12 protein-coding genes are annotated in these 13284 nt (G+C 47.8%); 9 read left to right on the forward strand and 3 right to left on the reverse strand.

The window, feature by feature from the left end; translation table 11 throughout:
• Positions 1-125: 125 nt before the first annotated feature.
• The 3 genes from ABH899_RS17500 (at position 126) to ABH899_RS17510 (ending at position 2173) form a co-directional block, all read left to right on the forward strand.
• Positions 126-692 carry a MarR family winged helix-turn-helix transcriptional regulator gene (locus tag ABH899_RS17500; RefSeq protein ID WP_369998723.1) on the forward strand — a complete coding sequence of 189 codons (567 nt, stop codon included), beginning with the start codon at positions 126-128 and terminating at the stop codon, positions 690-692.
• 108 nt (positions 693-800) lie between these two features.
• Positions 801-1310 carry a hypothetical protein gene (locus ABH899_RS17505; protein WP_369998726.1) on the forward strand — a complete coding sequence of 170 codons (510 nt, stop codon included), beginning with the start codon at positions 801-803 and terminating at the stop codon, positions 1308-1310.
• Positions 1307-2173 carry an SDR family oxidoreductase gene (locus tag ABH899_RS17510; RefSeq protein ID WP_369998729.1) on the forward strand — a complete coding sequence of 289 codons (867 nt, stop codon included), beginning with the start codon at positions 1307-1309 and terminating at the stop codon, positions 2171-2173. Before ABH899_RS17505 ends, ABH899_RS17510 begins: the two co-directional genes overlap by 4 nt.
• Positions 2174-2444: 271 nt before the next feature.
• Here ABH899_RS17510 and ABH899_RS17515 read toward each other — a convergent pair whose 3' ends face one another.
• Positions 2445-3341: a CPBP family glutamic-type intramembrane protease gene (locus ABH899_RS17515; protein ID WP_369998732.1), complete on the reverse strand. Its 897-nt coding sequence runs from the start codon at positions 3339-3341 to the stop codon at positions 2445-2447.
• 365 nt (positions 3342-3706) lie between these two features.
• Here ABH899_RS17515 and ABH899_RS17520 point away from each other — a divergent pair, with 365 nt between their 5' ends.
• The 3 genes from ABH899_RS17520 to ABH899_RS17530 all read left to right on the forward strand — a co-directional run bounded on the left by ABH899_RS17520 (position 3707) and on the right by ABH899_RS17530 (position 6714).
• Positions 3707-5029 (forward strand): erythromycin esterase family protein, encoded by a 1323-nt coding sequence (locus ABH899_RS17520; protein WP_369999051.1) that lies wholly within the window; start codon positions 3707-3709, stop codon positions 5027-5029.
• A gap of 303 nt (positions 5030-5332) precedes the next feature.
• Positions 5333-5869, forward strand: coding sequence for a pyridoxamine 5'-phosphate oxidase family protein (locus ABH899_RS17525; RefSeq protein ID WP_369998735.1), 537 nt, complete (start codon positions 5333-5335; stop codon positions 5867-5869).
• A gap of 101 nt (positions 5870-5970) precedes the next feature.
• The gene (locus tag ABH899_RS17530) at positions 5971-6714 is read left to right on the forward strand and encodes a YggS family pyridoxal phosphate-dependent enzyme (protein ID WP_369998738.1); all 744 of its coding nucleotides are present in this window, start codon (positions 5971-5973) and stop codon (positions 6712-6714) included.
• On the opposite strand, the gene pdxR is transcribed toward ABH899_RS17530, so the two are convergent.
• Complete coding sequence (gene pdxR, locus ABH899_RS17535; RefSeq protein ID WP_369998740.1) at positions 6711-8162, reverse strand: MocR-like pyridoxine biosynthesis transcription factor PdxR; 1452 nt, start codon at positions 8160-8162, stop codon at positions 6711-6713. The genes ABH899_RS17530 and pdxR overlap by 4 nt on opposite strands.
• Positions 8163-8386: 224 nt before the next feature.
• Between pdxR and ABH899_RS17540 the strand changes: the two genes are divergently transcribed.
• From ABH899_RS17540 to ABH899_RS17550, 3 genes are read left to right on the forward strand one after another with little or no spacing between them, the layout of a single operon-like run.
• Entirely contained in the window at positions 8387-9877 is a 1491-nt protein-coding gene (locus tag ABH899_RS17540) for an aminotransferase-like domain-containing protein (protein WP_369998743.1), read from the forward strand.
• A gap of 27 nt (positions 9878-9904) precedes the next feature.
• Complete coding sequence (locus ABH899_RS17545; protein WP_369998746.1) at positions 9905-10843, forward strand: D-alanine--D-alanine ligase; 939 nt, start codon at positions 9905-9907, stop codon at positions 10841-10843.
• Positions 10836-12020, forward strand: coding sequence for an aminotransferase class I/II-fold pyridoxal phosphate-dependent enzyme (locus ABH899_RS17550; protein ID WP_369998749.1), 1185 nt, complete (start codon positions 10836-10838; stop codon positions 12018-12020). The genes ABH899_RS17545 and ABH899_RS17550 overlap by 8 nt, the downstream gene beginning before the upstream one ends.
• Before the next feature lie 138 nt (positions 12021-12158).
• Here ABH899_RS17550 and ABH899_RS17555 read toward each other — a convergent pair whose 3' ends face one another.
• On the reverse strand, positions 12159-13277 hold the full coding sequence (locus ABH899_RS17555; RefSeq protein ID WP_369998752.1) for a mandelate racemase/muconate lactonizing enzyme family protein: 1119 nt from the start codon (positions 13275-13277) through the stop codon (positions 12159-12161).
• Positions 13278-13284: the final 7 nt, after the last annotated feature.

Below are 13284 nucleotides of genomic sequence, written 5' to 3' on the forward strand. Positions count from 1 at the left end.
AATAAAAGAGAGATCGAGCCTTAGTGACCGAGGAGGAATTCAGTTCCAGATATGAAGAAAGGCGGGGTGTTGATGGGTTATAAAAATGTGTTGACACAAAAGTAATTAGGCGCCATACTACATATATGAACAACAAGAATAAAGTAATAAATGACATTGAAGCTATTCCCTCGCTTGCACAATCCAAGCGTCAGATTGATCGCTATAACCTAGACATAGACGCACAGGCTATACTCGTCGCGTCCAGGCTAATGGCGGCGGGAGCCAAGCTTGGACATGCCTCGGAGATTCATTTCTCTAGATTCGGTTTATCAACAGGGCGATATCGTTTATTGGCAGATCTTGAAGATAACGAAGGAGAAGAGTTGCCTTCACAATTAGCGGAGCATCTAGGCGTTACACGTGCTACAGTGACTGGTCTTATCGACACGCTTGAACGAGATGGCCTAGTATCTCGGCGATCAAGCTCAGACGATGGCCGTCAGAGATCGGTCATTTTGACGGAAGAAGGGGCGAAGAAGCTCCGTGAAATGGCTCCTGAGCATTTCGCTCGGCTGGAAGCAATGGTGGGCTTACTCAATATCGATGAGCGCAGCGTATTTCTCGACTTGCTAGGCCGTGTTACACAAGGCATCTCAGCACTTACGGGCGAACTAGGCTCGAAACCAAAGGGAACTATCAGTAACGAGTAGAATAGGCTAGTGAAGCTAGCCTATTTTTATTCTCATATAGTTAGGAAACTAATTATATCTCGCTGAAAGCAATCGTTGAATGATTTCAAAGAAGAAGGGAGCAACTAAATGTACCAGATGAAATACCCGAATCCGACAGATGATGTTCACGGCATCAAGGCTGCTGGTTCCAAGAAAAAGACTATTGTACTATGGCGTGAAGTTGTAATGGCCTATGCTGCTCCTGCCATCATGGCAGGTATCGGGGGATTGGTTACTGCCGATAGGAATCTTCAAATAGGGGCATTGACCACAATCGGCGGTGCATCGGCCTTGATGGCCTTGATGATTGGCCTATTGTTGCGCAGCCGAGTGAGCCATATACGATGGGTCATCGGTGCACCTCACTTGGTTGTGGTAGGGGTGTTCGCATTGGCCGGGTCCACGTTTGGCCTATACGCCGCATGGATGACATCTGGTTTACTAGAAATTATGATTCCGAGCAATCACTTGGCCTGGGTCGATCGTGTCTGGATCGATTTCCCGTTGTCTGGATTCATAGCAAGCACGATAGTGACATGGCGGTGGCGTCTTGCGGTCACAACTAATTTTTCATCCAAAAGGAGAAGAAAAAAATGATAGTTATTATGGGAGCGACAGGTACGATAGGCAGTGCGCTTTTGGAACGTTTGGTTGATCTTGGCGTACCCGTCAGGGCGCTGAGCAGAGAGCCAGAGAAGTTGCGTGATCAGATCGGAGAAAAAGGCCGATCGACTATCGAGATCGCATCGGCGGATGCTTCCGACCCCGAATCGCTGCGCCGCGCGTTTACAGGTGCTAGCCAGCTCTTCCTTGCCATGGCCAACAGTCCAAGACAAATCGAATTGGAAACTTCAATCATTCAGATTGCCGCCGAATCTGGAATCGAACACATCGTAAAAATATCCAGCCCTGCCTTTGAGCAGAGTTCTCCAGTGGCAGTGGCGGGCTGGCATCAAGAAATCGAGAAAACGCTGAAGGAATCGGGTCTCACCCACACCGTGTTGCGCCCTTATGCATTCATGCAAAACTTAGTGCGCCTTGCGCCAACGATCACAACCCAAAATGTTTTCTTCGGCTCCATGGGCGATTCAGCGTGTAATTTCATTGACTGTCGCGATATCGCAGATGTTGCCGCAGAAGTTCTGACCAACCGCGAGGTATCCGGCCAAATACATACGCTTACCGGTTCGGAGATTTTCAGTTATCCCCAGATCGCGAGTCAACTATCCGCCCTGCTTAATCGGCCGATAAGCTACATCGACATGGAACCCCAAGTACTATTCCGCAATCTTATGGAGAACGGGCATATGCCTCCTTGGCTCGCGAACCACGTTGTGGAAATTCAAACCATGTCTACGGTGGTGCAAGAAAGTCCAAATGACACTGTGAAGCGCTTGCTCGGCAGAGAGCCACGCACGCTAGACGCCTTTCTGCATGAGTATGTAGACAATTTCAGATAGAGGCGGAGTCCACCTATTTTGAAATTTGTGTCGATCCGTTAAAGAAATCCAGGAGCTGGATCAGCGCCGTGTAGTCAAGATCAATGAATACATGGTAACACGCTGCTACTATCGAGGGATCCGATCCGGGATACGATAGTTAAACATAAAGGGTTCCACATATTAGTCTTGCATAATATGTGGAACCCTTTATGTTATTTGATTTCCTTAAGTTTAGGTCCACAGCCTTCATTCGGTGTACGGCCGGGCGAAGGCTGTTTTTTGTCAGCAATTAATCAGCAAACTTTCCGGCTAACTTAATGCTTTGTCTTCGGGATACAAGGATCGCGGCAATAATGATAATAAGAGCAGTGATTATACCGGTTTCTCCGACCCAAATTTCAGTGTGATTTCCGGCAGTTGCACGCGCGAATGGTCCTTGAACAACGGCATTCCACGCGGAATGGATGATAACCGCAGGCCAGACGCTGCCTGTGGCAAGCCGCAAATAGGCGATAATATAGCCGAATGGAACGATACATAAGTAGAGGCCGGCTACAGTGAGAATAACGGACGGCCCTGCTACATATAAACCGGCTACCACGATTGGAACATGCCAGGTTGCCCAGATCAAACCGCTGACGAGGATGGGACGCTGAACTTTGGCATCGACCAACCTTGTCAGCATGTACCCCCTCCAGCCGACTTCTTCCCCCATAACCGGGATCAGGTTGATCAAGCTTCCCAGAATTCCGGTCACGACGACCATCAGAATGAAATTCAGCGGGGTTGGCAGATGCTGCAGTCCGAGAATATGGAAGATCGGTTCTAACGTACCGTCCACAGGAAGTTGAAATATTGCCAGTCCGCTGAACCAGGCGATGGAGTAGGTAATGAAACAGATGATCATAGGTATCAGTACGGCCAACCCGATGCCTCTCCATATTCTCGCGCTGCCGAGATTGAACGATACGTCTTTAAACCCTTCCCGCAAGAGAATTCGGGCTAGAATGGAAGAGAGCGCGGGCGTAAACATGTACACGATGATGAGCGGGATGCTCTTCGTCAAGATTACGACTATATTCATGATAATAGAAAAAACGAGCAGGATGCCTAAAAAGAGTAGAAGACCTTTTCTGGCACGATGAACTTGTTCCTTGGTAGAGAGCGTTGCCGCATTAGATATCATAGTAACCCTTTCCTTCCTCATTCATTAGTTTGTTCTTCATTCATTAGCTTACTTTTCAGCTAAAGAGTTAACAGAATATTGACTGATTTTCCATCAAGCTCACATCCTTTTCCGTAATCATTAGGTACGTTTTGATGAGCTCATTATCACCGGGGGATTGTCATTATCGCTAGTGATAGAAAGTCATTTCTCTCAACGTGATGTTTTGTCAAACCGTTTTATGACGGTTCGTCACTAGGAAAAATGATAGTACATGAGTGAGAATCGGATCAAAGCGATTGACGCATTGTATTAACTTGCGGATTATCTTGCTTAACTAATTGAATGAGGTGGAGACGATGAAAAAGAAAATGATGTACGGCGGAATGGTAACGGTGGTCAGTGCCGCTCTGCTGGTTGGAGGATGCGCAAAAGAAGGGGAGACTAAAACGGTAGTAGTTACCCAATCCACTGAGCCTGTCCAAAACGATATGATCTCATCCATTAAATCGCAGGCGAAGCCTTTGAAGACGATTGACCCGATGCAGCCATTCGATGATTTGCAGCCGCTGAAGAACATGATCGGAGATGCCCGTTATGTCGGATTGGGAGAGAGTACTCACGGAAGCTCCGAAATATTTACGATGAAGTTTCGGCTTGTGAAGTATTTGGTCACCGAGCTGGGTTTTACGAATTTTGGGATGGAAGAAGATTGGGGGAGCGGTTTAAAGCTGAATGAATATATCCAAACGGGAAAAGGGAATCCAAGAGAATTTTTGAATCTGTTGTATCCGACGGATGAAATTGTAGCCATGTTAGAGTGGATGAAAGAGTATAATGCCGATCCTTCGAACAAGAGGAAAATTCAATTTATCGGACTTGATTTAAAATCGCTGGATCAAGGCGTCTATCGACAAGTGACAGATTATGTTAAGAAGCATTATCCCGATATGCTGGCTGAAGTGGAGCTTAGCTACAAAGAGCTTCGGTTATCAACCGGAAGCTTGCAGGATTATATGAAGCTGTCTCCCGAGGTAAGAGAGCGGTTTAAGGTTAACGCGGAGAAAGTCGTCCGATTGCTCGAAGAGAAGACCAAACAGGCAGACAAAGAGGCAGATGCAACCGAGCTTATCTGGGTGAAAGGAACAGCGATGGCTATACGGAATTTCACGACCATGTTGATTCCTGAAGATTACCCAAGCATGATTAAGCTGCACGAGCAATATCTGGCCGACCATGCGGTATGGGCCGGGGTGGCGTTAGATGGGAAAACGATGGTATGGGGCCACAACATCCACGTAGCCAAAGGAATTATCGACAAACAATTATATCCGGACGGTTCCGGTAATTTTTTAAAAAAGCGTCTTGGCGACCAGTATATCGTCATGGGAAGCACCACTTCGGAGGGCGATTTCACCCTATACAGCGAATACAGACCTGACGGAACCGGGAAGCTCGGAACGGAAAAAATTCCCCAGGATGTGAACAGCTCCAATTATATGCTTGGAAAAGTTTCTCCGGAAATGTTTCTGCTAGATGCCCGCCGTCTTGAAGGACCGGCCAAGCAATGGGTTGGTGAGAAGCGACCTCTGCTGAGCCTAGGGGGACAACTCATCCCGAACGCGCCGGTATACTTCGACGCGTCTTTGCTGGAACAATTTGATATCCTTTTTCACATCCGGAAAACAAGCCCGTCCCATATGAAGTAACCGTCGGAGTTGCGTAAGACCGATCAGTACATATGACAAGGTTCGCGGACTTACTGATTCCGAGGTCCACGTGCACCTCCTCAAAATACTCATCCATGACGGATGGGTATTTTTTTGTTTCCGTCATATGAGAAGATGAAGTATACTTCCCACGTTCTTCTTCATTAGACATTGTTCGTCAACTTGAGGAGAGCATTGCGCTAATTATGGATTGCAATAATTCTATATTTATGGACATTTATATCCATTCCAATGGCTGATAAACTTACTTCACAATACTGCAAAACAATAGGAGTGATAACAATGGATGGAGTACGTTACAAGATCAGAGAAGTGTTGGACAAGAGAAAGATTGATACATTTCTGCAGCAAGCTCGTATCGGACAGCTTGGTATGGTCGATGGTCATCTGCCGTATGTCGTTCCGCTCAATTTCGTTTGGACAAATGGGAAGCTTTATTTTCACGGAGCCACCGGCGGGAGAAGAAATCAGGTGATGGGTGCTAATCCGGAGGTTTGTTTTACGGTTTGTGAAGAATATGGAACTATTACTGATCCGGTGCCGGCCAAAACGGACACTGCATATATGAGTGTAATGATTTTTGGCAGGGCACAGCCTATCGTCGATCTGGATGAAGCGACACACATGCTGCAAGAAATGATGCATAAGTATGTGCCTGGTTACTATAATCGGCCGTTACCTCGGCAGCACATAGATAAATACCGGTCAGCGGTATTTGGCGGTCCTGTTCAGGTGTACAGAATTGACCCATACCGTATCACCGCGAAAGAAAATGCAGTAGAAGAAGAAAAAATGTTCAAACCTGGAAAAACCGTGTGAGATGTTTTTATTTATGCACAAGTACCTGTAGAGTCTCTACAAAATCATCGAATTTAAAAATGTGATCATTCGCAAACGTGGGCGGAAAGAGGGGAAGAGAAATGGGCCATCTGGTTGAAGAGAATCTCAAAATCGTGAGGCAGCAGATGGAATTGGCTTGCCAAGCCTCGGGGCGCAAGTTAGAGGACGTGAAATTGTTGTTGGCAACCAAAACCGTACCGCTTAATAAATTGCAAATGGCCCTACAAGCGGGTGAAGCTCTTTTTGGGGAAAACAAAGCGCAAGAACTTCGGGACAAATTTCCGCTTATGCAGCAATATAATCAAGTGGAATGGCATTTTATCGGACATCTGCAAACGAATAAAGTGAAGGATGTTGTCAAATATGTTACGTTCATTCATTCTGTGGACCGTTTGAAATTGGGGCAGGCCCTGCACAATCAGCTCGTCAAAGAGAACAAGACGATGGATATTCTTGTGCAAATCAACACGTCCTACGAAGAAAGTAAATTTGGTGCTCGTCCTGAAGAGGCACTGGAGTTGGTGGAGCAATTGTCACAGTTCGACACGTTAAACGTGAAAGGCTTAATGACGATTGGAAAACTGAATGCTGCAAACGACGAGACCCGGCACTGCTTCCGATTATTAAAATTTATTCAGTCACAAATTAAGGAGAAAAAGATTCCGCGTGTAGAAATGGATATCCTCTCGATGGGCATGTCTAGTGATTTCCGGGTGGCCATAGAAGAAGGAGCTACTATTATCCGCTTAGGGACAAGCGTATTTGGCCAACGTTACTTGCCGGATGGCTATTACTGGAACGAAAACGCATACCGGGACGATTAGGGTCGGGGATGCTTGTATGATACAAGCATTTCCGCCAGACGAGAAATTCCTTCTTCAATGGCCGCTTCATCTACTTTAGCGAAACCAAGTACCCATCCTTTACGATCGCTTTCCAAACAATACGTGCTAAGCGGATAAACACGGATTCCTTTTTCGAGTGCCAAGTTCGTCACGGCTTCTTCGTCAAATGATTTATTAGCTTCAAGAAGCATATGCAATCCCGTTTCTACGCCACTTAGTGTAAAGTGTTCACTCAGACCTGCCGTGATGATGGCCTTCGTCATGGCTTCGTGCCTGCGCCGATATATGTTTCGAACTCGTCTCATATGACGCATGAAATGACCGTGTTCGATAAAATGAGTAAGCGTTAATTGCTCCATAATCGGAAGATGACGATAGGTTAATTCATGGACCCGGGCAAGCTGACGAATGGCCTCTTTGGGACCAATGATGGCCGAGATCCGAATACCGGGCGCAACCATTTTGGAAAAACTCATCATATACAACGTGTTCTGAGGTCGCTGGCTGAACAAGGTTGGAAGCGGGTCGCCGCGATATCGAAATTCGCTGTCGTAATCATCCTCAACAATCCAAAACCGCTGCCCGGCAGCCCTGTGTAACAATTGTTGCCTGCGAGGCTCCGACATAATAACTCCAACCGCACACTGGTGCGATGGCGTAACAAAGACAAGTTTGGATTGAGGGTGAATGCGGTTAACGCACAGCCCGTACTCGTCGACAGGAACGGGTACAACTTGCATACGCCGATACTTCATCGCCATCCAGGCAGCAGGGAAGCCGGGATCTTCAACCGAAACCGTATCTCCTTCATGTAAAAGGGCTTGTGCGATCAAATCGATGCTATGTTGTGCGCCTGAGGTTAAGATGATTTGATCGATATTCACATGAACGCCCCGTTCAAGTGACAAATAACGTTGAATCTGTTCTCGCAGCGGCAGGTATCCGTAGGAGTCGCCGTAAGCCCAACTGTCCAGGTCTGTTTCAGTGGAGGCATGTAAAAATGATTGCCTCCATTTCTTTTGAAAATGTTCATCTAGGTAAGGCTCATGGGGACTGAAATCGATCTCTACTTTTCGATTTTCTTTGTCTCCGAACCAGCTGTGCAAATGACCGATTGCAGAATTTAATATAGGCAATTCGGGGGGGACGGGTCCTTGTGTCGCAGCATCCTCTGAAGGACGAGTCGCATATGTCCATTCGCTGACTCTTGTCCCGCCGCGACGAGAGGTTACGGTGTACCCGCGGCTGAATAACTCCTCGTAAACAATCTGTATGGTTGAACGGGAAACGCCAATCAATGGAGCGAGTTCGCGGGATGGGAGCAGCAATTCGCCCGGCGGCCATTTTCCGGTTGTGATATTATGAATCGCTTGGTCCAGAAGCTGCTGCCAGATGGGACGTTCGTCATCTCGGTTTACTTTTAGCATTCATTCACCTCTAGTGTTTCTCCGGGATTATGGATTGCTCTAAAAGATTAAGTGTGAATAATTATTCACATTCCATTGACTGATACATTATCATAACCATAGTTTCTTTTGCAAACGATAGGGGATAAAATGCGGAGGAACCACCGAAGGATTAAAAATCCAGTGCGGTGGTTCTTTTTTTCTCCCGTCTCCTATGCCATCATTATAGACGGGGGCGATGAACGATGTTCCAGGATTTTAAGCTCGTCGGTGACCGTCCGGTCGCGCTGCAAGTGAAAGAATACATCAAACGGTTAATTATAAAAGGGGCGCTCCAGGCGGATCAGAAGCTGCCCTCCACACGAGAAATGAGCGGTCTGCTGAAGGTGAGCCGCAATACAGTCATTGCAGCCTATGAGGGTCTCGAGGATGACGGATTTAGGTATGCGATTCCCGGCAAAGGCAGCTATGTGGCCGCTACGGGAGGGCATTTGACTGCAGACACCGGAGGAGCTGACGGCTCTGCCGCCTGGCAGATCGACTGGAAGGCAAGAATGAACGAGTATGCTGTATCGGCTGTGGAGCTGGATAGGATGAAGCAGGGCATTCGCGCCAAAAAAGGAGTCATCTCTTTCACAAGCATCGCTCCGGATGAGCAGCTGTTTGATCTGGGGGATGTAAGGCGAGCCTTTATGGATCGGATGGCAATCGAAGGGCAGGTGCTGCTCAACTACGGCTATGCCAAGGGTTATAAGCCGCTGATCGATTACCTGATACGTTATATGGAGAATAAGGGCATCGATATAAGCGGCAAGGATATGTTGATTACAAGCGGGTTTACAGAAGGCTTCGACATTGTGTTGTCGGCACTGCGCCCTTCGGCGCGCCGCGGAGCGGCCATTTGTGAAAATCCGACCCATCATACAGCGATCAAAAATTTAAAACTGCAAGGATTTGAAATTACCGGCATTCCGATGGAGCGTGACGGTATTGATGTGAAACAGCTTGAGAAGGTATTGCAGAACCAGACAAACAGCTTTGATCTGGCCTATTTGACTCCTTCCTATCACAATCCTACTGGCATCGTCATGTCGCCGGCGAAGCGCAGCGCCGTTATCAAATTAATGACCCGCTATCAGATTCCGGTGATCGAGGATGGATTCAATGAGGAGCTGCGCTACTCGGGAGCGCATGTTGCCCCGTTAATAGCGACAGCAGGGCAAGGGAACGGAGTCATCTATATCGGCAGCCTCTCCAAGGTACTGTTCCCTGGCTTGCGAGTGGGTTGGGTGCTTGGAGACCGCGCGCTGATCAACAATCTGGAAAGCATTAAGCGTGCACGCACCATTCATACATCAACAATCGATCAATCGATTTTATATCAATACTTGCTCAACGGAAATTTCGATAAATATTTAAAAAAAGCGCGAATGGAATATAAGCGCAAATATGAGCTGACGAAGGCGTGCTGTGAAGCACATCTCCCTGAGGCGCAGCTGTCTGGCGACGGGGGTTTGCATTTGTTTCTTACCTTCCCGTCAAGCGTAGATACACGCCAACTGCTAGAAGCTTGCACAGAACAGGGTGTTATTTTTACGCCGGGAGACAAGTTTTTTATTCAAGAAGGCGAAGGGACGAATACATTGCGGCTTGGTTTTTCACGAGTGACGGATGAAAATATCGAGCGTGGTATTCAGATAATCGGCCAAGAGGCGCGCAGCTTTCTTCAGGCATAACGATTTTTAAGAGAATGAGGGGTCATCATGAAGATCGGCGTTATTATGGGTGGTATTTCCTCTGAACGAGAGGTTTCTCTGCAGACAGGTCAAGAGATGATCCGGCATTTGGATCGCAGCCGCTATGAGGTGGTTCCAATTGTGATCGATCAGCGAGCGGATTTAATCGCACAGGCTCAACAGACAGGCATAGATCTCGCGCTATTGGCGCTTCACGGCCAGTATGGCGAGGACGGCACGGTGCAGGGAGTGCTGGAGACACTGGGCATTCCATATACAGGCAGCGGTGTCCTGGCAAGCAGCCTATGCATGAATAAGCAGCTATCCAAAAGGCTGCTGAAGACTGTAGGCGTGCATACGCCTGAAGGCCTTTGCTGGCAGGGGATGGACGATTATGAAACGCAGGCGGTGAAGCGGCTGGGTTACCCGGTTATTGTGAAGCCGAATATGGGGGGATCCAGCATCGGTATCCAACTTGTGCATAAGGAGAAGGAATTGCTGCCGGCTGTTCAGAAAGCTTGCAGTTTCGATCAGGCGATCTTGATTGAGCCCTATATTAAAGGAACGGAGCTTACCTGCTCGATTGTGGACGGCGAGGTATTACCGATTATCGGCATTCGCTCCGCGCATTCGGAGTGGTTCGACTACAAAGCGAAATATGAGCCCGGCGGCGCTGAGGAGAAGGTGATCCAGCTACCTCCAGCTATCCAGCAGCGAGTACGTGAAGCGGCGCTTGCCAGCTACCGGCTGCTGCAGTGCAAGGTCTATGCAAGAGTCGACATGATTTTGTATCAGGGTGTACCTTACGTGCTGGAAGTAAACACCTTACCGGGTATGACCGAGAATAGCCTGCTTCCGAAGAGCGCAGCAGCTGCAGATATGACGTTTACACAGCTGCTGGACCGCATTATTGACAGCTCGCTACTTGAGCGGAAACAGGAATGGGGGATGGTGCAAGATGATTAGTGAAGAAGGTACAGGGCAGTTTTTATCCTCGCGTGTACGGGATATTCGGCCATCGGGTATTCGCGCTTTTTTTGATCTGAATGCAGCAGGCGGAGATACAATCGCCCTTGGAGTCGGAGAACCGGATTTCGTTACACCGGAAAAGGTGCGTGAAGCCTGCATTCAAGCATTGCGTGAAGGGAAGACGAAATATACCTCGAATGCCGGCTCGATGGAGCTGCGGGAGGAGCTGTCGGCTTATCTTGCCGACAGCTTCACGCTTTCCTATGATCCCGAGCAGGAAATTCTCGTGACAGTGGGGAGCAGTGAAGCCGTCGATCTGGCTCTGCGAGCAGTGATTAATCCGGGTGATGAGGTGCTTATTCCGGCGCCAAGCTATGTTGCCTATGAACCGATTACCCATCTGCATGGCGGTAAAATCGTGGAGGTAGCGGCTGCGGTACAGGAGCAGTTCAAGCTGACTCCCCAAGCACTTCAAGCGGCGATTACGCCTCATTCGAAGGCTTTAATGATCAATTATCCGTGTAATCCGACCGGAACAATTATGACTGAGCAGGATTGGATGCCAATTGTAGAGCTCGTTATCAAACATAATTTGGTTGTCATTTCGGATGAAGTTTATGCCGAACTGACTTATGGGAGAAAACATGTCAGTATCGCCTCCTTTCCGGGCATGAAGGAGCGCACAATTGTCATCGGCGGCTTTTCCAAAGCGTTCGCGATGACAGGCTGGCGGGTAGGTTATGCTTGCGGCCCGCGCGAGTTAATAGCCGGCATGCTTAAAATCCACCAGTACACGGCCATGTGTGCCCCTACCATCGCGCAGATCGCCGCAATCGAATCATTGCGTCATGGCTTGGCTGCCAAGGATGAGATGATGGCGAGCTACAATGAACGCCGCAAGCTGTTTGTAGCAGGCTTGAATGCAATCGGACTAACCTGTCACGAACCTGAGGGAGCTTTCTATGCCTTCCCTTCAATTGCTTCTACTGGCATGTCATCTCAGCAGTTCGCTCTTCGGCTGCTGGAGGAAGCGAAGGTGGCGGTCGTGCCGGGACATGTATTCGGATCCGGCGGAGAGGGTTTTATTCGCTGCTCCTATGCAGCCTCACTCTTCGATTTGGAGAAGGTGCTGGAGCGGATGGGAAGGTTTATGCGGGTGGCGCAGCCGATTTGATGAAACGATCACCATTCACTGAAGTTATCTTCATCGAAACTGATTTCAGCATACAGAAGAAACTAGAGAGAACTTCAACGTCACTACAGTGGGTTGAAGTTTTTTTGTTCATCTATAAACACGTCACCTTGCAGGAAACTATTCGTAACTGCTTCCGTCCCATTGATAAAATGCAAGCATCTCCAGGTCGATTTCAATCCCGATTCCGATGCCGTATGGAATGGCTATCTCACCATTTGAAGGTTGAACCGAAATCAAATGGTTAAACGGGTTGTCCATAACATCCCATTCCACGGGTTCGATCATTTCCGTTTCCATTTTGCTCCATGGTTCCAAACAGGCTTGAGCGAATAAAGCATATAAGCGTGTTAATGCACCGTCATAGGCATGAGGCGTTGCACGAATGCCAAATTTTCTGGCGAGGCTTAATGTCTCCCTGTACTCGTCTATCCCTGTAATATGCAAGGGATCGGGAGTGATATAATCCAGAGCATACTGGGAGAGCAGGGGAATAAAATCCGATGCCGTTTTGATGTTCTCGCCTCCGGCCAAGGGAACAAAGAACCGGCTTCTTAATACAATATATTCAGCTATGTATTTAATTTGGAGCGGTTCTTCCATCCATAGGAGATTGGGCGATTTCTCAAGCATAGTCTTCCATTGAAGAGCTGCCGCCACATCATAACTTTGATTGGCGTCTAGAGCCAAACTAATCTTTCCTTGCAACAAATGTTGTACGGACAGAACATGGCGTTGATCCTCAGCGATTGATTTACCGCCTATTTTTATCTTGATCATATTAAATCCTTCGGTAACCGCTCCATTAATCGCTTCAAGTGAATGTTTGTGCCAATCCGGTTCTACTGAATAGGACTGAAACGAGGCATAGACGGGTACTTTATCCCGATATTTTCCGCCCCATAGGTCGCATACGGACAACCCGCTCGATTTGGCTAAAATTTCTGTTAAAGCCATACTAACAGCTGTGGCTGCGCGCGAATGCCACTTTTTTAAAGTCAGAACCAATTTGCTTCTGTCAACGATCGGTTTACCTATCAAATAAGGAATGATTCGCTCCTGAAAACCTTTATGCAAGGTTGGCAGCCAATCCACACACTCTCCCCAGCCTTCGACGCCGGTATCCGTAGTAATCCGGAACAAATAATTGGTTCTGTATGATTTAATGCCGTTGGCATCTCCATATGCCGCGGGAAGACGATAAAAGAGCGGAAAGGTTTCGATTTTATGAATTAGCAAGCAAACG

Origin of the sequence: Paenibacillus sp. RC84, from assembly GCF_041260495.1 — a bacterium.
Classification (GTDB): Bacteria; Bacillota; Bacilli; order Paenibacillales; family NBRC-103111; genus Paenibacillus_F.

What these genes read in the sequence shown, in the direction of transcription:
- ABH899_RS17530 (WP_369998738.1), top strand. Translation starts at nt 5,971, where the DNA reads ATGGGCCATCTGGTTGAAGAGAATCTCAAAATCGTGAGGCAGCAGATG.
- ABH899_RS17510 (WP_369998729.1), top strand. Translation starts at nt 1,307, where the DNA reads ATGATAGTTATTATGGGAGCGACAGGTACGATAGGCAGTGCGCTTTTG.
- ABH899_RS17505 (WP_369998726.1), top strand. Translation starts at nt 801, where the DNA reads ATGTACCAGATGAAATACCCGAATCCGACAGATGATGTTCACGGCATC.
- ABH899_RS17550 (WP_369998749.1), top strand. Translation starts at nt 10,836, where the DNA reads ATGATTAGTGAAGAAGGTACAGGGCAGTTTTTATCCTCGCGTGTACGG.
- ABH899_RS17520 (WP_369999051.1), top strand. Translation starts at nt 3,707, where the DNA reads ATGGTAACGGTGGTCAGTGCCGCTCTGCTGGTTGGAGGATGCGCAAAA.
- pdxR (WP_369998740.1), bottom strand. Translation starts at nt 8,162, where the DNA reads ATGCTAAAAGTAAACCGAGATGACGAACGTCCCATCTGGCAGCAGCTT.
- ABH899_RS17515 (WP_369998732.1), bottom strand. Translation starts at nt 3,341, where the DNA reads ATGATATCTAATGCGGCAACGCTCTCTACCAAGGAACAAGTTCATCGT.
- ABH899_RS17525 (WP_369998735.1), top strand. Translation starts at nt 5,333, where the DNA reads ATGGATGGAGTACGTTACAAGATCAGAGAAGTGTTGGACAAGAGAAAG.
- ABH899_RS17545 (WP_369998746.1), top strand. Translation starts at nt 9,905, where the DNA reads ATGAAGATCGGCGTTATTATGGGTGGTATTTCCTCTGAACGAGAGGTT.
- ABH899_RS17540 (WP_369998743.1), top strand. Translation starts at nt 8,387, where the DNA reads ATGTTCCAGGATTTTAAGCTCGTCGGTGACCGTCCGGTCGCGCTGCAA.
- ABH899_RS17500 (WP_369998723.1), top strand. Translation starts at nt 126, where the DNA reads ATGAACAACAAGAATAAAGTAATAAATGACATTGAAGCTATTCCCTCG.